Origin of the sequence: uncultured Bradyrhizobium sp., from assembly GCF_947648125.1 — a bacterium.
GTDB lineage: Bacteria > Pseudomonadota > Alphaproteobacteria > Rhizobiales > Xanthobacteraceae > Bradyrhizobium.
Map to the genome: position 1 here is coordinate 23,472 of NZ_CANSMR010000023.1, position 26,277 is coordinate 49,748.

Sequence of the window (26,277 nt, forward strand, 5' to 3'; positions counted from 1 at the left end):
GTCTCCTTACGTCTAGCTCCTCGCTGATGACGGACTGACCTCCGACTGGGGTCGCGAGACTAGGCGTCCTTCCAGACGCAAATGACCGACATCGAGCAGATCTGCGAGCGAGTCTTCTACAACTTGCCGCAACTGGGCGCTGGTGGCTGCAAAGCCGAACAAGCGCGCTACGGCCTGAACGAGTTGATCCTGCTCAGCTCCGAAATTCTCCTCCACGACCCTACTAATGGCCAACTTAACTTCTTCTGGCGGCAAATACTCCGGTTTGCGCAACGTGTTGGAGTCGACGTTACTTCGATCTCTGATAACGACTGGCTGGTTGGGCAACGAATAGAACGGGCCACCGACTACCTCACCCTTCCGTTTAGCGGCTTTCACCGCGGCTACGACCGCATCGCGGATACGGTTTCCCGCTCGAGCAAGTCCCCACAATGATCGAATCCGCACGACGATTTCGGATTCATGGATCGGACCTTCTGCAGAAATCACACGAACTACATACTGCAGCATTTCAGGAAGCGGAGCTTCGTGCGGCTCGTGTCGGCGATTGACTGAAAACTTGGCCATCTCGTAGTGCGGGACGTCGGGTTTTTCATTCGTGATCTCCGCCACGACGACATCGACATCACCCTCCTCGTGTGCGGTAAAGCGAATGGGGACAGCTGAGACGGAATCAGCCGCACGTTCATCTGTTTCGCGCCAGTGCATTTTCGCCGCCTCGATCGCCTGTACGACCTTTGCCGTCTCCTCGTCCGGTCGAAGGAACCAGTCGGTCGACCAGATACGGTGCAGGATCCAACCATGGGCCTCGAGAACGTTTTGCCTGAGCCGATCCCTATCCCTGGCAGACCGCGACGAGTGGTATTGCGCGCCGTCACACTCAATTCCCAGGACGAAGCGCCCAGGCTTTTCGGGATCCGAAACGGCAAGATCCAGAAAGAACCCGGCCGTCCCGATCTGGTTCTTCACGTCGTAACCCAAATTTGCCAGTGTGGCAGCGACCTGCTCTTCAAAGATCGAGTCAGCATCTCGGCCGGTTTCCTCGGCGAGACCGAGTCTCCCCGTCTGGGCAAACGAAAGAAACATCTTGAGGGCCGCGACACCCCGTCCCTTTGCGCGTGAAAGGTCAATGTCGTCACCCGTAATCGACGAGAAGACCTCGCATCGCAACTTGGCGCGAGAGATCAGGACATTCAGGCGCCGCTCGCCGCCGTCCGAGTTCAAGGGGCCGAAGCTCATCGAAATGAACCCCTCCTTTGTTCGGCCGTATCCAAGCGAGATGAAGATAACGTCGCGCTCATCACCCTGAATGTTCTCGAGATTCTTCACAAAGAATGGCTCGCTGGTGCCGCGCCCGAAGAACTCCTCGGTGTCTAAATGTTCGCGCCTCAAGACCTCCAATTCGTTCTGGATCGCCTGGCGTTGCGCCACGGAGAATGTAGCGACGCCCAGACTTCTGTTCGGAGCCTCGCGCGCATGCCGGATTACCGCCTCGGCAACGATCCGAGCCTCTTTTGGATTCGCGCGACTGTTTCCGCGATCATAGTGAGCCTCAGGATTGTAGTTAAACTTCAGCCCCATTCCGGCGACTGCGTCATACGGGCTCGGCACAATGAAAAGGCGGTTATCGTAAAACTGCTTGTTGGACACCGCGATAAGGGACTGATGCTTGCTGCGGTAATGCCAATTCAGCATCCGATGTGGGAGCCCCTTGGCGAGACAAAGGTCTAGGATGCTCTCTGCATCCTTCGCCTGGAACGTCACCTCGTCGTCTTCGTCCCTGTCGTCATCATTGCCTGTTAGTTTAGCAAAGAACCGCGTCGGCGGAAGTTGCCGCTCGTCACCCACCACAACCATCTGCCGGCACCGCGCGACCGCGCCAAGTGCATCCACCGGTTCAATCTGCGACGCCTCGTCCACGACCAGGAGATCAAATGAGATCGAACCTGGCTTCAAGAATTGGGCCACGGAAAGCGGGCTCATCAAGAAAATCGGCTTGATCTGCTGGATTACAGGAGCAGCGCGTTCGAGCAGCTGCCTGATAGGAAGGTGATTTCGCTTCTTTGCGATCTCGCCGTTCAGCACACCTAGCGGGCCAATACCTCCTCCATTCCGCGGCAGGCGAGAGGCATGCTCGTAAGCGATCTGATCACGCGCGAGCCGCATTCGTTCGATGTCCAACTTGCGAAAGCTATCGACAAGACGTCCGTGCACTTCACCATCAAAACGCCTGAGTTCAGGATGATCTGCAAAAATTACCCCCCGCATGGCTTCGAAGTACGACCGCTTGAAGGTAGCGACCAGCGAGGCTCCTGAGAGAGATCCGTTGAGGAGCCCATTCGCCAATGAGCCGAGACCGCTGTCTCGCGCCATGCGGATACGATCTGTGAATGCGATCCATCGCGTGATGCGTTCGGGAGATTTTCGCCAACCTGTCACAGTTTCAATAATCCCACCGACCGACGTGCCGACGTCTGGATTGAGCGGGATGCGTCGCAAGTCGAGTTGCAACGAATCAATCAAATGAGCGAAAATAGACTTGGCGGTCTCTAGACTTTCTCGAAAGGAAGCGAATGATCGTCTGTCGTCTGCTGTCAGGGTCAACCTAGCGAGACGCTCGCGCACATCCTCAGGAAGTCCTTCTTTCGGGAAAGCAGACCACCAAGACGTAAGAGCACCAAGCCTCGTCCAGTCGGACTTATCCTTACGCCAATCAGTACCAAATGCGGCGCGGCCGGATTCCTGCAGATCTTCGAACGACCGCTTCGCGGCTTGCGCCGAAATAAGGCCATCGACCAGCAGAAGACGTTGTTCCGCGCTCTTCGGCAGAGGAACTTTGAGATATGACTTCAACAGGGACAGTTGCTCGCGGTACCGAGAGCTGAGCCACCGAAACCACGACCGTCCCTTTGCGGCGATGGTAGCGCGGCATTCATCGAGGGATGCGGCCCAGGCAGATTCGACGAATGCCGAATCGAAGGTGCGGCGTAGTGTCGAGAAGCGCTCACCTTTCTCTACGATCTCGGCAACATCACCAGCGTTCGTCCAAGCCGGGCCAATGAAGGCCTGGCGATCACATTCCGGCATGATCGCTGCTGCCTCGGCGATCCCGAGCAACCTTTCCATTTCGCCGAAGGTTTCCGGAAAAGAGAGCCCGAACATACTGCAAGCGTGCTCCCCACAAACGACCAAGTTGAGGAGGTTCTCAGCGAGGCCGTCGATTGCGTCACGCAGACCCTGCATCTCGCTTGGATCAAGGGCATCTCGTTCGACTCCGCGCCATGGGTGTTGGTTTGGAGGCCCATCTGACGCGATCCTTTCGGAAAGCTCTTCAACGAGTTCTTGCCGTCTTTCATATTCGAGCGGTGTCCACGCCTCAGGAGCATCCAGAGAGTAGCCTGGCTCTCCTGCGGTATCCCGCGAACCAACAAGGTGCCCCAATAGCCGGAACGGAGTAAGCTCACTCGGCTCGTGAGGCCGATGCATCATATCGGCGTGCGCATTCAACTTGTCGCGGTTATCGGTCAACCTTTGCACCAATGTGGCTTCCCCTCTGGGAGCCGGCGCAGATCCGCTTCGTGCACGCTTCAACTCTTCGAGCAGGGCGCGCTTGTTCGCTTTGCTTGAGTGAAGCTCCAAGGCAAGCGACGATAGACCCGCATCCCGCAAGCGACGATGCACGACGTCGAGCGCGGCCATCTTCTCGGCAACGAACAACACTGTACGGCCTTGCGCGGCCGCAGCGGCAATAATGTTCGTAATCGTTTGGGATTTACCTGTCCCTGGCGGCCCCTTGATGACCAGATGACGACCACGAGCAACTTCCTCGATTGCGACGGTTTGGGAGGAGTCAGCGTCGATGACGTGGTTCATGGCAACGGGGTGAATGATCGGATCAATCTTGCCGTGGTCCGCGACAATTGGTTCGGGGGCTTCGAAACCGTCCTGCAGCAGCCCCTTGATCGAAGGATGCCGGTCCAGCGATCCGTCGGTTGGCCAGTTCTCCGGATCTAGATCCCGATACATAAGGAATTTGGAGAACGAGAAGAAGCCGAGAACCATGGCGTCCGGCCGGACCTCCCATCGCGATTTGCTCGCGACGGTCTCGGCGACACCGGACAGGTAACTGGCGATGTCAACGTCATCCTCGTCCCCGAAGTCCTCGATCTTGAGACCGAATTCCCCATCGATTTTCGCCTGTAACGACAAATTGGGCGAAGGCGGCTCTGATCGCGACACCAGATGGAACCGATCAGCGGCACTGCTGCGTTCCAGGCGCACTGGCAGCAAGACGAGAGGTGCGAGGCGCTCAACATCGGACTTTTCGTCCTCGAACCACTTAAGCAGCCCGAGAGCGAGATAGAGAATATTGACGCCCTGCTCCTCCTCGAGCGTTCGCGCATCGTACCAGATATCCAAGAGGCGCTTTTGCAGTCCCTCGGGCGAAAGCTTGGTTTGAAGGCGCTTGTCGAGATGACGCGCTTGCGGACCAGTCTCAACGGGCTGCTGCAGCTCGCTCTGAGATGCAACGGCATCCTCGTCCGAGTTCTCTGCGTCGGCCGGAAGAAAGGTCAGGCGCTTTCCTTCTCCGAGGAGCCGAAACACCTCAGGCGTCTTTTCATCGACAATTTCGATGGCCCGGATACTCTTCGTCCTGAGCGGGATGTTGATCAGCCGATTTCGCGTGCCCAGGTCGAGCAGCGCCTTTCGATCGGCGAGAAGCCTATCCCTAAGCGACGTCAATGAAACCCCCGCAACTTAAAACCGCAGATTGCAGGACCGTGTAACGGTTGGTCAAGCAGGGATGTAAGTGCTCTCGCACGGCCCCCAGCGCCTCCCGCGGAGATCCCTGGGGTGGAAGTTATCCGCTGCCAGACGTCGCTTGAGCAGAATCCAGGCTTTGCTTCTCATCCTTTCGTCGAAGCCTATTTAAAAGCCCCGCGGGGTGCGGACGATGCGAACAACCTGAACATCAGTTCGACGGGTACCTCAGTCTGGTAGGCACTCCGGGCATGCGTCGCCCATACCGTTCAGGATCTCTCCGATCGCCGCGACCGCCTCTCGACCGGTAAGCCCAACCATCGGATCCCGACGCGCGATCTCCAAGGCTCTTTCGCGCGCATGGGGATCAGCACGGTCCTGCATCCAGCCATGCTCTTCGCATTCGCGGATCGCGCCGGCTTCATGCAGGACCGAGATCGCCCATTTTCTCGACGACTCCGTTTCCAACGTATGAACCCGAATGGACGGCTCGACAACTTTTGCAATTTCGCAGAGATGGCGGTGATGAGTGAAGTAGACTATCTGGCCCTTCGTGGCCATTGCGGCAAGCAAGCGGAAGGCTTCTTCCGCTCGGAAATCGTCAAACGTCTCCATGATGTCATCGGCAAGGAACGGCGCTGGAGCGCGGGCCCTGGCGAACTCGTGATAGCCCGCCACCCGCAACGCTAGGTACAGTTGGAATCTAGTTCCTTTTGATAGTTCGGAAGCGATCTTCGAACTGCCGTTAGATCCCTTCGCGATCAGGAGTTCGCTTCCGTTCGAAGGCTGGGTAACCAGCTCTGAGTACGCACCCCGACTGATCAATGCGAATGCCTCCGAAGCACGCGCCATCATCGAACTTCGATGATGGTCGCGGTAGATCCGTAGCGCCCTGTCAGCCGCCGCCACGCCAAGCTTCAGCTTCAGAAACTCTAGCGCTTTGTCTTCAATCGTGAGCAATATTGTGCGCCGCTTCGAATCTATGATCGCGACCGCGGCGTCGCCACCAACAGCGGCTATCCGGTCCTCCGCCTTGTTGCGTGCAGCGAACAGGTCGCGGCTCCGGCTGTCCTCGTCCTCGAATCGTCTTTTCAGCTCAATCAGTTCGGCCTCCAGCGAGCCGCGGTCGATCGCGTCGAGTGTCCCTTCGGCTTGCTCGATAGTTTCGACCTGCAATCCTTCGAGTATTTCGTCGCGCGACTGTATCAGACGCGCCTCAAGTTCCGACCTACGACCGAGCGATCGCAGGCAGCCGTCGACTTCTGCCAGGGAACCAACTCCGAAGCGGTCCATCATGAGGCTCGCTTGGGCCTGCACTTCCGTCGTCTCTTCTGCAAGCGATCGAGCCTTGTCCTGCTCGGCGGTGAGCCGAGCTTCGACCTCTTGCCGACGATCGAGCGTCTTCGTTGCGGACGCGACACCGACCACGACAGCCTCGCAAAGCGCGAGAAGGTCCGAAGGACTCGGAGGCGCCCCAATCACAGCTGCAAGCGCATCGACCTCGGCCCGAAATCGAGCTTGATCGCGCTCCATCTTTGCGATGCGATCCGTCAATTCCGCTTTGTTGTCCAGCGCCAAACTCAATTCGGCAAGCGCTTCCAATATCTCCCGCACGGCGCCCGTTGTAGGTTCGACGTTGCGTTCGCCGAGCCAACAGGCCGCGCAAGCCTTTCGCCAGGCCGTGCTCCAAGCTTGCTCAGCCAGCCGGGCATCCCCGAGTTTCTTCTCGCGAGACTTCAGGTCGCGTCGACGATCGTCGACGGCCGTGCGCAAATTCCTCGCTTCGACGGCGCGGTTTAGAGCCGCTTGGCCGGCTGCCAACATTACAGCGATATCGTCGTTCCGCGAGACCTCAACTCCGGCCGCTTGCATCGTTTCAGCGATCCGCTCACGCGAATCGGCGGCATCGACCTGCGTTCGCCGCCATTCTCGTTCGGCCGCCGTCAGCTTTCCTTGTGCCTCGATTGCCCGGTCGCGCTTCTGTACCCACAGATTCAGGCCGGCAACACCGATAGTATCGTCGAGACCGATGACGCGGAGAGATTTCTCGATCTCCTTGGCCGTCATCGCGCGCCTCTGAAGGGTCTCTTGCAACTGTGACCGCGCCTGTTCTAAGGCTGCTCGAACTTCAGCCCTGTCCAGGAGCGCACGGTTTAGGTCCGCGATTCCAGCGGCGTGAGTGGATCGCCGCTCCGTAATCAGATCTAGCTTCCGCATCGCGGTCTCGAACTCAGCGGCCGTGATTGCGTCGAGCGCAGACTTGTGGACGGCCCAGGCGGCTTCGCGGGCGGACCTGGCCTCGCCGGCTTCCAGATCACTGATAGTGCCTGCGGCGGAGCGAAGCGCCTCGATCCTTGCTTCGAGACGTCCTGCCTCGGCGTCGAAGCGATCAAATTCGCTTTGCCGCATAGCGACGTTGCGAGAAAGATTCGCTTCCGCCGATGCCCAATGCTGAAGTTGTTCCAGCGTCGGCACCGAAACGACTAGGAGTTCATCCCTACCTCCGCCCCAAGGAAGCAATTCGATCAAGCGGTCGTCGAGTTCGTCCGCACGCTCCCGGTGCAAGCGGTCAGCTAAACGCAACCGACCTACGTCATCCGACTGGCGAGCGCTCGTGATGACCGCGGTCAAAATGGCCGCCGTCGCTTCGTCCAGCCCTTCGCCACGTTCTCCGATCCTCGCTTCTGCCTCCGACAGGGCATCGCCTGCCTTTTCGATCTCTGTTTCGGCTGCGGCGAGGGCCGCTTCAATACCCGATCGCTGCTCCATCAGGTCGCGAAGGGGCCCTGTGACACCAGTCGACAGGATGAGCCGTGCAGGATCCTGCTCAGAGCCGTGATCGATGCGGGTCAGAACACGTGCGACCGTTTGCTCGGCGAGCCCTAGGCGGAGGCGACGATCGGGTAGATCCTTCTCCGCCGTGATGTACCGCGCCCGCAGGTCCACAAGCAATTCGATGCGGCTTTTCAACCCGCAAGCGGCGGTGTTCACGATGAGCCCTTCGAGCTCGCACCGCAGATCGGCGATAGTTTCGGCAACCGCTTGTGTCTGCGTCGACAACCTCGTCTGCTGGGTCGTCAAGCCCGGGAGATCCTGATTCCACGCTGACGGAGCTTCGGGTAACGACGCGAGAGGAACAAGCTCCGCACGGAGCGCGCGAAACGTTTGCAGTCGCGGCAGGGCGTTGATAAGGCGTTGTACTTTGTCGATTCGTGCCTGCGTGCGGCCCCGTTGAGCGAGGGCTTCGGTGTAGGCCGCGGCCGCTTCATCGCGCTCGATGACGAAGCGCGAATATTCGGTCGCGAGCGTATCGATCCTCTCTCTCTCCTCCCTGAGCGTCGACAGATTCTTCTTGAGGTCGGCGAGGATTCCCGACCGCTTTCCGGGCCGGAAGAAGGCCTCCGCCTCCGCTTGCGCAGAGCCGAGCCGATCACTCAGATCGGCCAGCCCGGCGGTCGCGGAGAATAGCAAATGGCCAAGATCGCCCTTGCTGGCTAGGATGCTTTCTCCACCGGCCTCAAGCGTCTCATCGTCGAGACAGAACATCGTCTGGTAGGCGCCCCGATCGAGACCTCCGAGTTCGCCGAGAAGCATGGTGTCGGGAACGGGATTGCCAGCATCGTCCAGCAGGCTGTTCTGAAGCCGTTTGATTCGGGCAAAGCTGCGAATCCCCCCTAACGTTTCGAGCTCAGCCTCGATTCGCATGGTCGGATAAGGGTGAAGAAAGTTGAACTTGCTCTGCGGGGCGATGCCGTAGAGCAGTTCCGTGCACGCCGACATCGCGGTTGATTTGCCGGCCTCGTTGGGCCCATAGACGATGTGCAGGTCGGGACTACCGACGACCCGCTCGCCAAAATCGATGAACGCGTCCGTAAACTTGCCATAGCGACGGAGTCCGAGCTTGCGGATGCGCATCAACGTTCTCCATCCGCGTTGCCCGCGGCGAGTCGTGCAAGCACCTCTTCCGACCCCTCCCCGGCCAGTCGCCCCACGAGCAGGCTGAGGCCGGTGTCGTCTGGAGCGATGCTTCGTCGGCATTCCGGCGGCAATTGTGCGAGCAGGTCGTTGACGATGTTGTTGGCCTCGGCCCGGAAGGCTTCGGATCCGACGATTTCGTCATTCATCATCCTTCGAAGCGCGAAGACGGGGTCCGCATTTTCCACCGCGCCGGCGCCAAGCCGTCGGCAGTCGATGTCCAGCTTCTCGATCCATACGTTACCAATCGCCTCCGCCCGGGCCTCGGCTTCGGTCCGCAAAAGATCCGCGTCGCGCCGGATATTCCAAGCCATCGTCGTCGTTCCTGAAACCGCGAGGCGCGCAACGAGGTGGTCGGAGGCGGACCGGGCGGTAGCGTCGCGAAGCGTAGTCTCGATCCTGGCAACCAGATCGGACCACGAGACCTCTCCGGAAGCGTCGACTCCGATACGCTCGAACTGCGCTAAGCTGACGATCCGCTCGTCGAGGACAATGGATCCGTCGTCCAGAACGCTCGCCAGCGTCACGGATTTTGGGCCGCTTTCGCCGATATCCCGCCCTTGCGGGATCCCTGGCATCACGATGGCGCAGGCTCCTTCGGTCGTCGAACGCTTATGGATGTGCCCGAGCGCCCAGTAACGGAAGCCGGAGTTGAGAAGGTCCCCCGTGCTGCACGGCGCGTAGATGTCATGATTGGGCGAACCACCCAAACTGGTATGCATCAATCCGATGTTGACGGCGCCATCGACGGGAGGCCGGTATTTGGCCAGAAGGCTTTCCGTTGCCTGCGGCTTCGCGAAGCTGAGGCCGTGCATCACGATCGATCGTTCTCCACGATCCCGCGAGATTTCAATGGCTTCGGCACGTCCACCGAACAGGTGCACGTTCTCCGGAAAGACAAGCTCTTTCGTGATTTTCGACAGAGCGTCGTGATTGCCCCGAATGATGAAGACACTGATGCCCACGGCATCCAGCCGTCGGAGCTGCTCGCCGAGAAAACGTGCAGTCTTCATCGAAGTCTGCTCGCCATCATAGAGGTCGCCGGCGAGCAAGAGCGCTTGCACTTGCTCCTCCAGACAGAGGTCGATGATGCGCGCGAAAACCTGTCGGCTGGCGTTGCCAATGAACTCGGCCAGCCTCGGATCGCGCAGGGCGAGCGAACGCAACGGTGAGTCGAGGTGGATATCGGCCGCATGGACAAAACGGTAGGCAGTCATCGTAGGCAACTCACTTTCATCGAATCAGCGAAGTTTACCGGACGTGACAATCGTCAGTTTGTTTCCGGAAACGACCTGCGGTCGCCATCCTCGATATCCCCAGCGGATTGCGGTGGCCTCCTGAGCCTCGGATCGGAATTCCCATTGACTTCATCGCTTTCGTGAAGTGCAGGTCGCCCTTTCTACTCGGGCGGCCGGCACGCTTTGTTCGTCAACGACTTCCGATGGCGGACCTGAACCTCGCCATCGCCCGAGCGAGGCACGACGGTTCGACCGGCTTCTCGATCGACCCGGAAACATTGGCCATGGAGGATGCGCCGGCGAGGTACTTCGTACGCGCGTCCTTGTCTCGACGCCGGCCGGCTTCGATTTGCTTCTTCGTCCACTTCGGCGCATCGATCACGCGGCTGTCCCTGATCACGTAGTGGGAACGACAACGCAGATTCCAGTTGCCGATCGAGGGATGCAGCGAGACCGCGTCCCCGTTGAACGACATCTGCCACTGCGCGGGACTGAATGGCGTGACGACCTCCTCGCCACAACCGCAGCAACACCGATGAGCCGCCGTCGCATACTCCATCGAGACGTACAAGACGCCGGGCTCGATGCTGTCGGGTATGGTCTCGACGAAGCGGTGCCGAAGCTGCCCAATCTTGATCATGACTGGTCGCCGTTCAGCAACATGTTGCCATCGGTCGTGTAGGTGGAATGATGCTCCCGCTCCAAATCGCGATAGAAGCCGCGGATCTTCTTCCACTTCACGACCGCCATCGCCGCGTTGAGCGCGTTCAGGTCTGCCACCTGGATGTTGGTGGCATACAGGTCGTTCTCATCGTCTGCACTGCCGAACGAGATGCGGCCGCCGTGAACGTGTGCCCTCATGTCGAGCGTGCTCGCCGTCACCCGCAAGATGCCGCCGAGCGATCCGTCGACGAGTTCGAGGCCCATGCCGACGTCGACGAACGGAATGCCCATCTCTTCGCACTTCCGCACCACGAGCTTCTTGGCCTCCCCGGCGTCCATACTGATGAAAGCAAAGGTCGCGCCGTCGAGCAGGTAGAGGTTGCTCTGATCCAGCGCGACCGCGTGCGGAACAATGTTCCTGTGCATCTTGGAATAGATACCGGCAAGGTAGTGGACCTTCTTCTGCACCTGCCGCAGTTCGTCCAGTGACGGCGCGCCAGGGGTACGGAAGGCGTTGTGCGTGAGGAAGTCGTCGCCGTCGATCAACCGGATCTCCGCGACCGGCGTCTTGGCGACGAGGTCGAAAGCGTAGGCGCCGGTGCCGCCGAGGCCGATGAACGCCACCCGTTCGTTCTTGAGCCGCGCCGTCAAGGCTCCGATGCCGGCGCGATCGGAGGCCGTCTCGGTGTAGTTGAAGACGGTGTCGTCCTCCGGCTCGGGCACCGCATAGGAGCGGAGCTTGAGCTCCGGCTTAGCGGCGGCCGCGGGGCCGGCGATGACGCCGGCGTAGGTGGTCATTTTCGCGTGGTAGTCCGCGTACCCCTCGGGCGGCTTGCAGGAGAACATATACTTGGCGGCCAGCCCGCCCCCGAGGTCGACGGCGGCGTTGCTGTGGCGCAGCGGCTCGATCTCCTCGCCGCCGGTGTTGCAGGGATAGTCACCGTCCCAGTGTACCGTGTGCGAGTCGGGGCGCTGCGTGACGTCGCCAGCCAAGGTGAGGGACGAGATCAGGCGTCCCAGCCTGACCCCGCCCTTCGCGTCGACGTACGGCACGTCCATGACGAGAAAGCCGCCGCGGATCTGCACCGCATAGCCGTCCTCGCGCAGCTTGCCGAGGTCCGGGTTACGATCGAATAGCTTTTGTGACATTGAAGATCGTCCCTTCCTTCTTGACCTTGACGTGCCCGCCGGGGCCGAGTTCTCCAGCGTGCGGCTCCGATGCGGCGTGGCGATACGTCATCGAGAACGCCACGTTGGGATCGTGGGCGCCGGGAAAGGCGAGTTGCACGACCTCTTCGAAGCTGACGACGTCGCCCTTCACGGTGCGCTTGCGCGCGTTCACGATGATCTCGGACTCGCGCGGATGGAGCGCTTCCTCGAGCTCATGTTCGGCATCGGCCAGCTCACGCTCGGCGCGCTGTTCTTGCTGGTGGGCCTCTTCGAGGTCCTGTTCGGCGTGGTGGATGTGATCCAGAGCACGTTCCACCGGATCACCGTGCTCCGGCGGGGAAGAGGGGTCGTTGATTGTCATATCTGCACCTATTGGTTGGGTGAGCCTTGCGGCCCTCACCCCACTAATCGGTGCGGCAAACCTCGACCGGTAATCTCATGCGAACTTTTTTTGGAATGAGCCGGCGGGCACCGGCCCACAAACGAAGAAGGCCGGGCAGTTCGGGCAGGTGAACAAGGAGACGTTGGGGGCAAACGCGCCTTCGCGAACGCCGGAAAGGGCCTCTTCGAGATGTTTTCTCTTTGTTTTCAGAGACTTGTCCGTGAACGAGATGTCAGACGTCTCGCGGTCTGATAAGTGCAGCACCTGCACCTGAGTGCCAGGTGCGTTCTGCTGCACGGCGATGGCGAACGCCCCGGCTTCGATCTCCTTGACGTCGTCTTCCCGGTAATGGCCGGTTTGGATTCTCCGGAACAACTGTCTGCCGCCCTTCATGACGAGCACGTCGTCCGGCGTGACGACAATTTCGCCGGCGTCGATGGGAAATCGCAGCGGCACCGGCGCTGTCGCGGTGAGATCAGCGCGTTGGGTCAAAAAGTAGCCGATCATGTCCGACGCCATCGCGCGGAATTCCTGGACGTAACCCTGTTCGGTCAACTTCCGCTCCGCGAAGGCCTGGTCAACCAGGCTCGCTACCTGGCCGGAGTCGAGAGCCGGGCCCTTCTGCGAGATGATCTCCTTGATCACGGCGCGGACCGCGTCGTGTAACTGCAGGAATGGCGTCAGTGTCCGACGGCCACCGACGTTCAGGACATGCGTGTAGAAGAAGCGGCGCTGGCAAGACTTGTAGAGACCGATCTGGAATCCGCTCACGCTTAAGGTCCCGTCAATCTCGATCGGGATCGGTTCCTTCTCCGGCGGCACGGGACAGTCCGCCAGGCCGTCCAAATGCCGCGCGGCGAGCCCGATGCGCTTCACGAATTCCGAAGGTTCGCGTCGGTATCCCCTCACATCCTGCGTCGCGGCGTAGATGAAGAGTCGATCTTCGGCCCTCGACAAGGCCACATAGAAAAGACACTCCTGCTCCTCGACCTGCCCCGACCGGAAGACGTCGAGCGCTGTGCCGCTCGCCTCCTTGATCATCCCGTCCGGTGGCAGACAGGGCGGAGCCGGTACTGTTCGCGGCAGAACGTTCACGTTCATGCCCGGCAGGTGGATGACGCGGAATTCCAGCCCCTTTGATCCGTGGATAGTCATCAGACGCACCGCGTCGATGCCTTGCGCCGCCGCGGGTAGCTGGCGCAGATCCCGGTCGTCTCCCAGCCGGAGAAGTCTTCGGACGCGATCCAGGAGCCGCCGGACCGGCAGGCCTTGTGCTGCGGGCTGAACCCGCACGAAATTCATGAATTGCCAGATCGCGATCGCGGCCGAGCGGTCGGCGACCGAGGTGGACGAGGCTAGGCGTGCGGCGATACGCGTTCGGTCCAAGAGCAGTCTGGCTAGAACGTCCCATGGACCGGATTTGCTTTCGAACCCCTTGAGCGCCGTCGTCAGTCTCGCGACCGCGTCGCGGCCCTGTGTTGACACGCTGCTCGAGATGACTGGATCTCGGAGACCCGCCAGCGGCTCCCACTTGTCCTCGCGCAGCGCGGCGAACAAAGCTGCGACGTCGGCCATGGCCATCTCGAACTCCGGCCAGCATCCGATGCGCAACAAGCCCATCGCCCGGCGGTCAATCAGGAGAGACAGGAAGGCCAGCAGGTCCTTCACTTCCGGACGCTCGAAGAGGCTTCCGAGGAATAACACCGGGATTCCGAGCCGCTCGAGCTCCCGGCCGGTCTCAGACAATTTCTCGTTGCCCGTGCACAAGACGGCCTGATCCCCGAAGGCATGACCGAGAGCCGCCATCTCGCGGATGGCGCCTGCTAGGGCCGCCGGCTGGTGGGCGGCGGTGGTAACGGTGAGGAATTCGGGCGCGGCGCCGATCGACTTGCGGGTCGCGTCCAGGGCACTGCCTTCGCCACCGGCGATCATCTGCCTCGCGAACGTCGAACAGACATTCACGATCTCCGGCGTGGACCGGTAGTTCTTCTTCAGCCGACCTCTTTTGCCGCCAGGAAAATCCTCGCGGCCGAAGCGCCGCATGTTGAAGGAAGACGCGCCCCGGAAGCGATAGATCGATTGTTTGGCATCGCCCACGACCCAAAGGTTGCGGCCGTCACCGCAAAGTGCCTTCAAAAGCAGAACGCTACTGCGGTTCACGTCTTGATACTCGTCGACCAGCACATGGTCGTACGCCTGTCGCAGATGCTCCCGGACGGCGGCGTTCTCTCGCAGGAGGCGGACCGGCAAAGAAACAAGGTCGCCGAAGTCCACGCATTGTGCACTCTGCTTCAGCCTCTCGTAGCAGCGATAGACCTCCGCGACCTCGAGCGTCTTGTCGGCCTCCTCCGCGCGAGCCGCGGGAACGCTGTCCCGCATCGCCCTTGCCAGGCGACCGTACTTTTCGGCATCGACCACCTCATCCTTGGCCCGCGAGATGGCAGCTAGAATGTCGGCGATCTTTTGCGTCGGATCGTACAGATTGCGGTAGTGCTGCAGCCCCAGCTTGGGAAACTCGTTCTCGATCAGCTCTACCGCTTCGGTCTTGTCCATGAGCCGAGGGTCGGGAGGCAGCCCAAGCTCCACGTGGAAGCGGCGGATGATGTCCAGGCCGAACGCGTGGAACGTACCGATCCACATCGCCGAGGCTTCCACCGGACGCTTGCGCGCGAGTCTGCCGGCCATCTCGCCTGCGGCCTTGTTCGAGAACGTCAGGACGAGAATGCGGCGCGGGTCGACCCCGTCGGCCAGAAGCGACTCGATCCTGGCGGTCAGTGTCTGTGTCTTGCCGGTGCCCGGACCGGCCTCGAGCATGTAGGCGTCGCCACGATGCGCGGCGGCGTCCGCCTGCTCCTTGTTGAGGGGTCTGGCGGCTTCGTTCTTTTCCGCCGGAGGCGCGATCGCCGGCAGAAGGACCGCATCAAGGAGCTGCTGCGCCACCACGTCGAAAGGCGCGCCCAGACGTGCCGCGATATCCGAAGCCGTCATTCCCCCGTCGACGTGGAGCTTTTTGGCGACCGGGCGGGGAAGGAGAAATTCCCGAGCGAACAGGTCCATCTGGACTTCGCGCCGCTGCCGCCGGCCGTAATCAACGACGCGATCGACGCCGGTCGGCGACGGCTCCGCGGGGCGCGTCGGATCGATTTCGGGCGTGCCCTCTTCGTCGGTCGCGTCGCCGAGTTCTGCGTGCGCGACCTCGTGCATCACTAGGAAAGCTTGCTCGAATGGGCTTCCGGTATCTTCGTGCACGATCAGGCGATGCGCCGCAACGAGGGTCGCTCGGCTTCCATCGAGGACGGTAGCGCCCACGGATGTCGGTTCGACATCGAAGCCTCGCCGGTTGGCTTCCGCCACCGCGAAGTCGTAAGGGCGCCATGGATCGTTGCCGAGTTCCACGGCCCGCTTGTGAAGATCGGCCGCCCTCTGCCTTCCGAGTTCGACCGCATCCACGTTCAGTCTTCCTCCGAAACGAGATCGGAGATGACATCCTCCGAAACCTTGGCCTCGCGTAGAGCTTGCTCGAGACTGACCTTCTCGTCGGTCGAGGGGCGGCCATCCGCCTTGTAACTCCGCGAAGCGGCCATCTGCGGCCCCGAAAGTGCTTGAACGAGGCCGTCGACGGTCGCGTCGAACAGAAGCGCCAATCGCCGACGGGTGCGCGACGAAATCGTCTCGATTGCGACCTTGCACTCGAGAATCGCCGTGATGATCTGGCGCGGTACGCGAAGCTCCTTCGCGGCCGCGCGCTGTTGCTCAACCGTTGGGGTCGCAAAAGGGGCGGACGTCGGATCTCCGGAATACCTGCGCACGGCTTCGTCGATCCAGGCAATCTCCCGTTTGGAGAGAGGTTCGTCTTGCCCGATCTCGCGGGACAACTCGCGCGAAAGGTCGACGAGCGCCTCCGCGTACTGAGGATAATCCTTCAGATACCTCTTGAAGGTAGCGGCGTCGTGGCTTGGCTCGGCGGCGAAGGCATCGAGCACGTCTTCTTCGCGTGGAACGGATTTCATCTCTGATCTCCTTCCAGGATGCGTCTCAAAACGGCGTATGCCTTGTCCCGGTTGAGCCTGATCGTCTTTTCGACCTTGCCCAGCGTCTTCGAGATGGTCACGGCGTACTGGTCGCTGGTCGAATCGATGGGGACTTCCTTTCGGAGCATTTGGACGATCCTCTGCTGTAGGGGTGGCAGAGTATCAATCGCACTGTCCAGTCTCGACCGGTAATCTCGGTCCTCGATTTTCCCGGTTTCGAACGGATTATAGTTCCCTATCGCCTTGACCACGTCGTTGGATAGTTCGCCAGTCTCTTCGTCATGGAGGGAGGCTTCCCGCTTCTGCTGGCGTCCGACCTTCCTCAGCGCATCGGTGCGGAGCCTGGCAATCCCCTTGTCGAATCGGATCTCGAAGAAGTCGAGCTGCTCCGAATACACGTTCCGGTCGGAGCAGATGAGCACGTTGAGACGATGCAGGACGAGATCGTTGGCTTCGGCCCGGCTCGACGAGACATGTTGTTCGCTTCCCGACCGGGGCAGACGGCGCGTCGCACGTTCGAGCAGAATGCCGTATAGGGCGGAGAACCGGGCTTGGCTGTTGTCCCGGTGGCTGGCTCGCAAGTAATGCAGAACGCACTCGCTGCGCACGTAGTCCAGGTCCGACTCGTCCGTGATCCGGCACCTCCGCAGAAGCTCGTCGCGCGACACCTGCTCCAGGGCAGTTAATTGTGCCTGCACCTCCGCGGGACGATGATATGGCGATCCGTCGAGTGATTGTTTTCGGAGCGGGGACGGCAAATTGGCCTTCAAATAGTTGAAAAAAAGTGATTCCGCAACCTAAGGGAAGGATTCGATCTTGGGAACCTAAACTTTAGACGGCCGCTTTCGGCGCTCGTCTGAGATCTATGCTGGCAGCGACCCGTTCGCAAAGCGAGAGATATTATTGGCAGCGAGCGCGTGCGACGCGACGGACTGGCTTCGCGAATTCAAGGAAGACTTCGAAGGCATGGATGCCTAGCAGAAACGCGCTTTCCTATTTTGCGCCCGATCATTTCCTGCCGACGAGCGCAAGTTCTTTATCAACAGGTGGAACTACCCACGCCCGTTTGACGCCATCGTAGCGAAGTGAGCAAAGAAGGGTCCCTAGACCGGGGAGAATTGTCCGCGTTCAAGCGATTCTGCGAGGAAGGGCTTCCACTTCCTGTTACGCTCCTAGATCATATTTTGGGATCTTCATGATCTCGCGATAGGCAGTCTCGATCCAGGCATCGCCGTAGTCGGACGCGACTTTGTCACCGGCGTGGCCCTGGATGATGTTCTGGACATCGATGTGCATGTCCACATGGCGCGCGAGCGACGAGAAGCGGTGCCGCCAACCGTGGTTGGGAGCTACCTTCTTATCGGTGACGCCCACCTCCTCGCTCCTGATCCACTCGCCGAGGCGTTCGCCGGTCTTCCGGAAATGCTTGCCAGCATCCCTGCCTCCACGAGAACGACCGGGATCGTAGAAGAGCGGCTTCCCTTTGCGGGAATCCTTGTATGCGAGCAGCCCTTCTTTGATGAGATGGTCATGCAGCGGCACTTCGCGATACTCACCCATCTTTGCCGCGTCGGCGTCGATCCGGATGTAACGGATACCCTTCTTGGTCTGGAAGTCGGAAGGCAGCAACTGGGTGATCTCGTTCACGCGGGCGCCCGTATAGGCGCAGATCCATGGCACCCAGCGTCTTGCCTTTGCATGCTCCTCAGACATGTTGGAGGGTGCCGGCGCCAACGTCGCCTGGAGAATCAGCAACGCTTCTTCTTCGGTAAAGCCTTTCTCACGCTGCTTTACCTTCTTTCTCACTCTGACCGTGACTTCCTTCGCCACGTTCTGCGACAACTTCCTCTGCTGCTTCGCATACTTAAGCGTGGCTTTGACAGCCGCGAGATACGAATTCTTGATTGTCCTGGGGTCGAGCGTCTCCTCGGGCTTTTTTGCCTCCCTGTCCTTCTTCGATTGCTTTTTCTTCGTTATGAGCAGCTTGTCCTTCCAAGCGATCAGGTCATCTTCCGTCAGACGTGCGAGATCGTCATGGCCTACGAAGGTCGTCAACGACTTGATCTTCGCGCTCCATGACCGTCGGGTCTTGTCGTCGATCTGAGCCTCGTCCGCGTAGCGATCGAACATGTCCATGGCGCCGACCTTGCCATCGCTAACGAGGACCTCCGGCTTGGCAAAGTCGTCGGCCTTGGGATCCTCCTTCCAATCCTTCGAGGCATTGCGCCGAAGCTGCTCGGCCGCAAGGTGCTTGGCGTGTACGAACTCGTCGATGAACTGATTGAAGGTGTCGCCGACGAGATGGTAACCCTTACGATCAAGGAAGGATCGGGCTTCTGCTCCGAACGAGAACCGCATGTGGCTGCGCCCCGGAAACCGCCGCGCAATCTTCTCGCGGTCCCGCTTGAGCATCAGCTCCCAGTCGAACGGCGAGCCCGGATTGTCGCGATGCTTCGCGACCATCTCCCTGTAGAACTCGCCCGACAATGCTGAGAGTTGGCGTTGCGAGAGCTGCACGGACTGGCGCCCGTGCAGATGCTCATGCCACATCCGCTCGAGCTTGGCGGTCTCCTCCACGAAGCGAAGCCCCGCCAGTTCCGGATCGGCCGTACCAAGCGAGAACTTGATCTCGCGTTTGCCCATGAAACCAACCAGCCGCGCAGGAACGCGTCGCCTGAACCAGAAATTGTCGCTGCGTGGGTTTTTCCAAGGTTTCGTCATTTTGAACGCCATCGTGGTCCACCTTTGTGTACCACCGGGCGTTTGCAGAAAGCCTTATTCTACCGATCGAATTTGAATTATTGGCGTTTTTGGGAGGGACTGGCGGAGAGAGTGGGATTCGAACCCACGGTACGGTTTCCCGCACACACGCTTTCCAAGCGTGCGCCTTAAGCCACTCGGCCATCTCTCCGGGAGGCCTCTCTTGAAGGGCTGAGGCGGATTTTGCAAGGGCCGCGCGGCCGGGGCGCGAAATTTCCCCAATGGATTGAAAATATTGGGTAAATTGGCGGCGACATCAACTGCGCCTTGCGGCCTCGGTTGCCGCCGTGCGCGATTCTGGCCGCTGGCCGGTCAAAGAACCGCGCAAATCAGGCCATGCAATCGGTCGGCCGTTCCTCGTCACGCCCAGGTGCGTAATTGCATACCCCGGCGCATGCGGCTTCACCCCCGAGCTTTCCACCTTTGCTCGGGGGCCCATGGGTGCGATCGGCACCCGGCTTTCCCTGCGTCCTCTGTTCAAGAGAGGGCGAAGCAAGATGCAAGACTGGGACAATCATGTCGCGAGAATGCGAATGCATGGCCTCCCGACCGTGCCACAACTTCGGTGTCGTCCTGGCGAAAGCCAGGAGCCATAACCACAGACGGTTATCTTGAAAGACGGTGGAACGACGAGTCCCGTTCACGACACAGGCCGCGGAGTATGGGTCCCTGCTTTCGCAGGGACGACGCCCGGAAGAAGCCGCGACATCTCAAGAACAGGCGTCTCTGGAATACTGGATCACCCGCATGCGCATGCGCGGGTGATGACACCGAAGATGCTGTTTGACATTTTGAATCGGAAGACACGATACACGACGATGGGCCAGCGCTGGTGTGCCCATCCTCGCTGTACGCTGGCGAGCCCGTGCTCGCTCAGTGATATCGCGCGGCAAAATCCGCCGTGCGGCGCGGCCACAGGCTCGGTGGCTCCGGCAGCGCCGCTGTACCCGCACTGTGCGTATCCTGCAGCGCCTCGATGAAATCGGCAAACCATTGCTGGATGGTGCCGCTGTTGAGCTTCTCCATCATGGCTTCCCAGCGCATCCGCCGCTCGGTCAGCGGCATCGCGAGCGCCGTCGCCAAAGTGCGCGCCATGCCGTCGATGTCATGCGGATTGACTAGCAACGCGGCGTCGAGCTCGTTCGCCGCACCGGCGAATTTCGACAGCACCAGCACGCCGGGGTCGGCCGGATTTTGAGCGGCGACATACTCCTTGGCGACAAGGTTCATGCCGTCCTGCAACGGCGTCACCACACCGACCTGCGCGGTACGGTAGAGCCCCGCGAGCACGCCCTGGCCAAAGCCCTTGTTGAGGTAGCGGATCGGCGTCCAATCGACCTCGCCATGCACGCCGTTGACGTCGGTGACGAGCTTTGCGACCTCGCTCGCGAGATTGCCATAGGCCTCGATCGCACCGCGCGACGGCGTTGCGATCTGCAGCAGCGACACCGAACGCTTCAAGTTCGGATGCAGCGACCACATCCGGTCGAACGCCTTGATGCGGTTAACCAGACCCTTGGAATAGTCGAGCCGGTCGACGCCGATCGCGAGCTTCTCGCCGTTGAGGCTGCGTCGCAACCTCGTCACGTCGGGATGCATCATCGCCTTGGTTGCCTGCTGCGCGAATTTTCCGGGATCGATGCCGATCGGAAACACCGCAGCGCGCGTGCGGCCGAACGACGAATTGATCACGCCGTCGCGCACCCCGAAATCGAGATCGTTCTGCACATAACTCAGGAAGTTCTCGCAGTCCTCATCGGTCTGGAAGCCGATCAGGTCATAGGACAGCATCGCTTCGATCAGCTCGCGATGATTGGGCACGCCGGCGATCACCGCGCGCGCCGGCCACGGCGTATGCAGGAAGAAGCCGACCGGCTGCGTGACGCCGAGATCGCGCAACTCGGCACCGAGCGCGAGGAAATGATAGTCCTGGATCCAGAACACGGAATCAGGCTTGCGGAAGCGCAGCAACGCGCGCGCCATGAACGCGTTCACTTCGCGATAGCTCTTATAGTCTTCGTGCGACGCACGTATCAGATCGGCGCGCGAATGCATCGCGGGCCACAGCGCCGAATTGGCAAAGCCTTCGTAGTAGCCGCCGTAGTGCGCGGCCGGCAGATCGAGCATCGCCAGCGCGCCGGCGCCGAGAGCTTCGACTTCTGCAAAAGGTTCCTTCAAGTTCCCGTCGCGAACACGCCCACTGGAACCAACCCAGATTGCCCCTGTCTTTTCCACCACCGGCAACAAGGCCGCAGCCAGCCCCCCCGTCATGGGTTCATTGGGTTTTCCGCGCGAGACGCGGTTCGATACGACGACGAGGTTCACCCGGTCCCCTCCTGTTGGTCAACTCGCGTATTAACAACCATTCATCAAGATGGTTCCTGATCAAGGAATCTCCCAAATGAAACCAAATTCTGGCGAAGACGCATGGAACTCACGGGAACTCGCGAAAAGAAAAATTCATGCGAGGTCGCTCACACGACGCAAAAGCACCGCATTCGAATCGGCTGTGATGAATCTGACTCGTTAGGACAGGCCCACGGCCCTATCATCGTCGAGCAGCTGCGCGAGAAACTCGCGCACGTCACTCGGCCCATCGAAATGTCCGGCGACGCCGGTGGCGCGGCGGCCGACGGAGAATGCGAGACCGTTGAAATCGGGCATGATCGCGAACACGGTCTCGTCGGTGACGTCATCACCGATGAAGAACGGGCGGCGTCCCTTGAACGGTTCATGCGTCATCAGCTCGCGCACGCCGGTGGCCTTGGTGAAGCCGGAATGCTTGATCTCGCAGACGCTCTTGCCCGGCAACACCTCGATCGGCGCATTCGGCAGCTCGGCGCGGATCAGCGACACCGCTTCATAGATCGCCCTCTCCGCCTGCGGCGCCAGCCGATAGTGCAGCGCCAGCGAATAGCCCTTGTCCTCGAGCAGAATGCCGGGGCTGAGCTTGGCAATCGCGGCGAGGCGGCGCTTCAATTCCTTGTCGAGCGGCGGCGCGTGCGCGGCGACCGCCTCGCTGTCCGGTTGCAGCCGCATCTCCGCGCCATGGCCGCCGACTGCGGGAAACTGCTCCGGCGCGAAGATCAGATCGATATCGTTGAGCGAACGGCCGCTGACCAGCGCCAGCGCGCCTTGGGTGCGCTCATGCAACTGCTTCAGCGTCGTCGCGAGCTCCGGCGGCACCCAGACCTCGCGCGGCGTCGCGGCGAAATCGAGCAAGGTGCCGTCGATGTCGAGCAACACCGCGGTGCGATCCAGCGGCGGAATCAGTGATGCCGGCGCCGGCGCGCTGCCGGTCGTAGCATTGGGGGTGATGTCGTCTTCCTGGGGCATTTCGGCCACGTCATGCTTCGTCATAGTCTACTCCACAAATGCCAACGGCCGCGCGACGGATTCGAGCGGTTTTCGCTCGGCCGCGACGGCATAGCGCCATGCGACCGCGGCGGCGACCATCATCAGTGCCGACCCCAGCAGGTAGCCGGCGAAGACGCTGTTGCGCGACCCGGTGTCGATCAGCACGCCGAACAGTGCCGGTCCAATCACGCCACCGATCCCGGTGCCGACAGCATAGAAGATGGCGATCGCGAGTGCGCGAACCTCGAGCGGAAACGTCTCGCTGACGGTCAGATAGGCGGCGCTCGCGGCCGGCGAGGCGAAGAAGAAGATCACCATCCAGGCGATGGTCTGGGTCTGCGCGCTGAACACGCCGATCGAGAACAGATAGCCGGACAACGCCAGCAGCACGCCCGAGATGCCATAGGTCAGCGCGATCATGGTGCGGCGGCCAAGCGTGTCGAACAGGCGGCCGAGCAGCAGCGGCCCAAGAAAATTGCCGGCAGCGAACGGCAGGATGTACCAGCCGACATTGCTGGCGGCGATGCCGAAGAAATCGGTCAGGATCAGTGCGAAGGTGAAGAAGATCGCGTTGTAGAAGAACGCCTGCGCGGCCATCAGCGTCAGTCCGACCAGCGAGCGCTGCCGGTAGGTCGAAAACAGCGTCACCGCGACCTCGCGCAGCGGCGTGTGATCGCGCATCCGGAGCTTGATCTTCTCGAAGCCCTCGCCCGGCTGTTCGTGACCGAGCACGGAAGTCTCGATATCGGCGACGATCCTGTGGGCCTCTTCGGGGCGTCCATGGATCATCAGCCAGCGCGGGCTTTCCGGAATCCACATCCGCATCAACAGCACGACGAGGCCGAGCACCGCACCGGTAAAATAGGCGATCCGCCAGCCGTGATCCGGCGCAAGCAACGCAGGATCGAGCAGCACGATGGCGCTCAACGCACCGATCGCAGCGCCGATCCAGAAGCTGCCGTTGATGACGAGATCGGTCCAGCCGCGATAGCGCGCCGGCACCAGCTCCTGGATGGTCGAATTGATCGCAGTGTATTCGCCGCCGATGCCGGCACCGGTGAGAAAGCGAAACAGTGCGTAGCTCGCGACGTTCCACGACAGCGCGGTCGCAGCCGTCGCCGAGAGATAGAACGCGAGCGTGATGAAGAACAGCTTCTTGCGGCCGATCCGGTCGGTGAGCCAGCCGAAGCCAAGCGCGCCGAGCACGGCGCCGGCGAGATAGGCGCTGCTGGCAAGCCCGACATCGGCGTTGGAGAAGCTCATCGTCGGGCTCTCCTTCAGCGCTCCCGACAGCGCACCGGCGAGCGTCACTTCGAGCCCGTCGAGAATCCAGGTGATGCCGAGCGCCAGCACGACGCGGGTGTGGAAACCGCTCCAGCTCAGATTGTCGAGGCGAAGCGGAATTGAGGTCTCGATGATGCGGCCGTCATTTGGCGTGTCTGGAGCCACGCCCTCGTGCGTCGTCGCCGAGCTCAACTGTGTCCGCTGCAGTGTCATCAGAACCGGCCAATGAGAAAAGCCCCGGAACGCTGTGTTCCAAGGTTCTCTTTCCCAGGATTGCGGCAAACGGAGTGCCCGCCACGCGACGTCAACGCCGCAGCCCGGCAAGGGTTCCGCAATGCGGGAGAGCGAGGAAAATCGCCGTATTGCTGACAACGGTTCGAAAGAAATGATCCCGTCGCCCCGGCGAAAACAATTGTTTCCGTCGTCCTGGCGAAAGCCAGGACCCATACGCCGCGGCCATGGCAATGGGCACGCAGCGAATTGCACGTATAACAATAACGATTGGTGGTTATGGGTCCCGGCCTGCGCCGGTACGACGATAATCGATAGACCTGCGCCCTACGCCGCGCGGATGTTCGCCATGAAGCGGTCGAGCTCCTCGCGCAGCCGCGAGCTCTCGACCGACAGCGAGCGGGCCGAGTTCAGCACCTCTTCGGAGGCGGCTCCCGTCTCGGTGGCGCCGCGGTTAACCTGGGTGACGCTGGAGGCGGCTTCCTGGGTGCCCTGCGCGACGTTCTGCACGCTGCGCGCGATCTCCTGCGTTGCCGCGCTCTGCTGCTCGACCGAGCTCGCGATGTTGGTCGCGATCCCGGAGATCTGTCCGATCGTGCCGCCGATCTCCTTGATCGCGGCGACCGATTCCTGCGTCGCGGCCTGCATGCCCGAGATGTGGGTGGAGATCTCGTCGGTGGCTCTCGCGGTCTGGCTCGCCAGCGACTTCACTTCCGATGCAACCACAGCGAAGCCGCGGCCCGCATCACCAGCACGCGCGGCCTCGATGGTGGCGTTCAGAGCCAGGAGGTTGGTCTGCTCGGCGATCGCCGTGATCAGCTTGACCACATCGCCGATCTCCTGCGCGGCGCGCGAGAGCTTGCCGATCCGGGCATCGGTCTGCTCGGCCTGGCGCACGGCGGAATCGGCGATCTGGCTGGATTCCTTGGCACGGCGGCCGATCTCGTCGACCGAGGCTGACAACTCCTCGGTCGCGGACGCGACCGACTGCATGTTGCTGGAGGCCTCCTCGGAGGCGCCGGCGACCTGGCTCGACAGGTTCTGCGTGGTCTCGGCCGTGCGGGTCAACGTACCGGCCGCGGATTCGAGCTGGACGGCGGACGCCGATACGTTGGAGACGATCGAGCCAACGGCCGATTCGAATTCATCGGCAAAACGAATGAGCTCGGCGCGCCGCGCGGTGGCGCTCGCCTTGTTCTGCGCTTCCTGGGTCGCGGCGTCGCGCTCGGCCTTGGCGACCGCCTGGACCTTGAACTCTTCCACAGCGCCGGCCATCTCGCCAAGCTCGTCGCGACGACCGAGGCCCGGCAGCACCACGTCGAAATTGCCGGCCGCAAGCTCGCGCATCGCCGCGCACATCGCCGCGATCGGGCGCGAAATGCCCTTGCCGAGCAGGAACGCCCACACCAGCCCGAGCACGAAGCTGCCTGCGGCAAGCATCAGGATCAGCTGCTCGGTCTCGCCGATCATGGAATGCGATTCGGTCTCGAGCCGCTTCTGGTCGGCGAGCAGGTCGGACTTCATCGCCGCCGCACCCTGGCTGATGGCGGCAGCCGATTCCGTCATCTCGACGGTCAATTCGTCGATCGACTTCGCATTCGCGATCAGCTTGGCCAGCGCCTCGCGGTACTCTTCAAGCAGTCCGGTGATGTCCTTCACGCCCTGGGTGATCCGCTCGTTCTTCGAGGTGATCCCCTTCACGAGATTGTCGGCGAATTTCAGCCGGGCGAGCGCGCTGGAGGCGACCGTCTTGTCGCCGTTGACGACGAACGTGTTGACGGCGCCGGTGATCGACTGCAACTGATCGGAAACTTTCTTGGCGCCGAACTGAATCGACTGCAGCTCGGAATCGTCGGCGTTGCTCGGCAGATCGTCGAGCTTATAGCGCATCGAAGTCGCACTGCGGACCAGCTTGTTCTGCGCGGTCTGCGCGCTCTCGTCCTTGGTGCGGACGATCTCGGCAAAGATCTTGGTGAAGGCGCGGAATTCGCGCTCCAGCTTGGTGACCTGCTCGAGCCGGGCCGGATTGGTGGTGCCCTTCATCGACGCCAGGATGGCGTCCTTCAGGCTGGCCTCGGCAGCGAGCGCGGCCTTGGCGTCGTCCTCCTTGCCGGTCGCGACGTAGTAGCGCGCCAGCGAACGGTAGGAGATCAATTCGCGATCGATGTTGCGGGCGAGGTCGGCTTCCGCGACGCTCTGGCGGTAGGAGCCGACGCCGGCGGAGACCCGCTCGAAGCCCATATAGGCAAAGCCCATAGTGGCCGCCGACAGCGCCAGCGTGACGGCAAAGCCGAGCATGATCTTGGCTTGAAATCTGAGGGTTGGGAACCTGATCGACAGCGATCGCTTGAGTCCCGGCATTCCAACCCCCGTCTTCATTCTGAAAACCACGCAGGGTCCGGCAGCAACCCGCCCCAGCCCCCGG

The 26,277-nt window shown here is 61.2% G+C and carries 14 protein-coding genes, 1 tRNA gene and 1 pseudogene; all 16 read right to left on the reverse strand.

Translation table 11 applies throughout. The annotated features are described in order from the left end of the window. Nucleotides 1-12: 12 nt before the first annotated feature. The 16 genes and pseudogenes from Q0030_RS30395 to Q0030_RS30470 all read right to left on the reverse strand — a co-directional run bounded on the left by Q0030_RS30395 (nucleotide 13) and on the right by Q0030_RS30470 (nucleotide 26,213). Entirely contained in the window at nucleotides 13-4,743 is a 4,731-nt protein-coding gene (locus Q0030_RS30395; protein WP_298375646.1) for a DUF3320 domain-containing protein, read from the reverse strand. 246 nt (nucleotides 4,744-4,989) lie between these two features. Further along, entirely contained in the window at nucleotides 4,990-5,244 is a 255-nt protein-coding gene (locus Q0030_RS30400) for a hypothetical protein (RefSeq protein WP_298375815.1), read from the reverse strand. A 2,841-nt stretch (nucleotides 5,245-8,085) separates the two neighbouring features. After that, a pseudogene (locus Q0030_RS30405) lies at nucleotides 8,086-8,676 on the reverse strand (AAA family ATPase); the annotation flags it as partial. After that, entirely contained in the window at nucleotides 8,676-9,953 is a 1,278-nt protein-coding gene (locus Q0030_RS30410) for a DNA repair exonuclease (RefSeq protein WP_298375649.1), read from the reverse strand. The gene Q0030_RS30410 and the pseudogene Q0030_RS30405, both read right to left, overlap by 1 nt. Nucleotides 9,954-10,164: 211 nt before the next feature. After that, entirely contained in the window at nucleotides 10,165-10,614 is a 450-nt protein-coding gene (locus Q0030_RS30415) for a DUF6527 family protein (RefSeq protein ID WP_298375653.1), read from the reverse strand. Next, nucleotides 10,611-11,786 carry a ThiF family adenylyltransferase gene (locus Q0030_RS30420; protein ID WP_298375656.1) on the reverse strand — a complete coding sequence of 392 codons (1,176 nt, stop codon included), beginning with the start codon at nucleotides 11,784-11,786 and terminating at the stop codon, nucleotides 10,611-10,613. Before Q0030_RS30420 ends, Q0030_RS30415 begins: the two co-directional genes overlap by 4 nt. Next, nucleotides 11,761-12,168 carry a multiubiquitin domain-containing protein gene (locus tag Q0030_RS30425; RefSeq protein WP_298375658.1) on the reverse strand — a complete coding sequence of 136 codons (408 nt, stop codon included), beginning with the start codon at nucleotides 12,166-12,168 and terminating at the stop codon, nucleotides 11,761-11,763. The genes Q0030_RS30420 and Q0030_RS30425 overlap by 26 nt, the downstream gene beginning before the upstream one ends. A 75-nt stretch (nucleotides 12,169-12,243) precedes the next feature. Next, entirely contained in the window at nucleotides 12,244-15,639 is a 3,396-nt protein-coding gene (locus tag Q0030_RS30430; protein ID WP_298375660.1) for a UvrD-helicase domain-containing protein, read from the reverse strand. A gap of 2 nt (nucleotides 15,640-15,641) precedes the next feature. Then, nucleotides 15,642-16,199 carry a hypothetical protein gene (locus tag Q0030_RS30435; protein WP_298375663.1) on the reverse strand — a complete coding sequence of 186 codons (558 nt, stop codon included), beginning with the start codon at nucleotides 16,197-16,199 and terminating at the stop codon, nucleotides 15,642-15,644. Then, nucleotides 16,196-16,888 carry a DNA-binding response regulator gene (locus Q0030_RS30440; RefSeq protein ID WP_298375667.1) on the reverse strand — a complete coding sequence of 231 codons (693 nt, stop codon included), beginning with the start codon at nucleotides 16,886-16,888 and terminating at the stop codon, nucleotides 16,196-16,198. Before Q0030_RS30440 ends, Q0030_RS30435 begins: the two co-directional genes overlap by 4 nt. A 496-nt stretch (nucleotides 16,889-17,384) precedes the next feature. Continuing rightward, nucleotides 17,385-18,953: a DUF6538 domain-containing protein gene (locus Q0030_RS30445; protein WP_298375669.1), complete on the reverse strand. Its 1,569-nt coding sequence runs from the start codon at nucleotides 18,951-18,953 to the stop codon at nucleotides 17,385-17,387. A gap of 88 nt (nucleotides 18,954-19,041) precedes the next feature. Next, nucleotides 19,042-19,131, reverse strand: a tRNA-Ser gene (locus tag Q0030_RS30450). Between the two features lie 722 nt (nucleotides 19,132-19,853). After that, nucleotides 19,854-21,305, reverse strand: coding sequence for a trehalose-6-phosphate synthase (locus Q0030_RS30455; RefSeq protein WP_298375672.1), 1,452 nt, complete (start codon nucleotides 21,303-21,305; stop codon nucleotides 19,854-19,856). A 201-nt stretch (nucleotides 21,306-21,506) separates the two neighbouring features. Beyond that, nucleotides 21,507-22,316 carry a trehalose-phosphatase gene (gene otsB, locus Q0030_RS30460; protein WP_298375818.1) on the reverse strand — a complete coding sequence of 270 codons (810 nt, stop codon included), beginning with the start codon at nucleotides 22,314-22,316 and terminating at the stop codon, nucleotides 21,507-21,509. Between the two features lie 27 nt (nucleotides 22,317-22,343). Continuing rightward, nucleotides 22,344-23,834, reverse strand: coding sequence for an MFS transporter (locus Q0030_RS30465; RefSeq protein ID WP_298375675.1), 1,491 nt, complete (start codon nucleotides 23,832-23,834; stop codon nucleotides 22,344-22,346). A 345-nt stretch (nucleotides 23,835-24,179) separates the two neighbouring features. Then, nucleotides 24,180-26,213, reverse strand: coding sequence for a methyl-accepting chemotaxis protein (locus Q0030_RS30470; RefSeq protein WP_298375677.1), 2,034 nt, complete (start codon nucleotides 26,211-26,213; stop codon nucleotides 24,180-24,182). Nucleotides 26,214-26,277 lie beyond the last annotated feature (64 nt).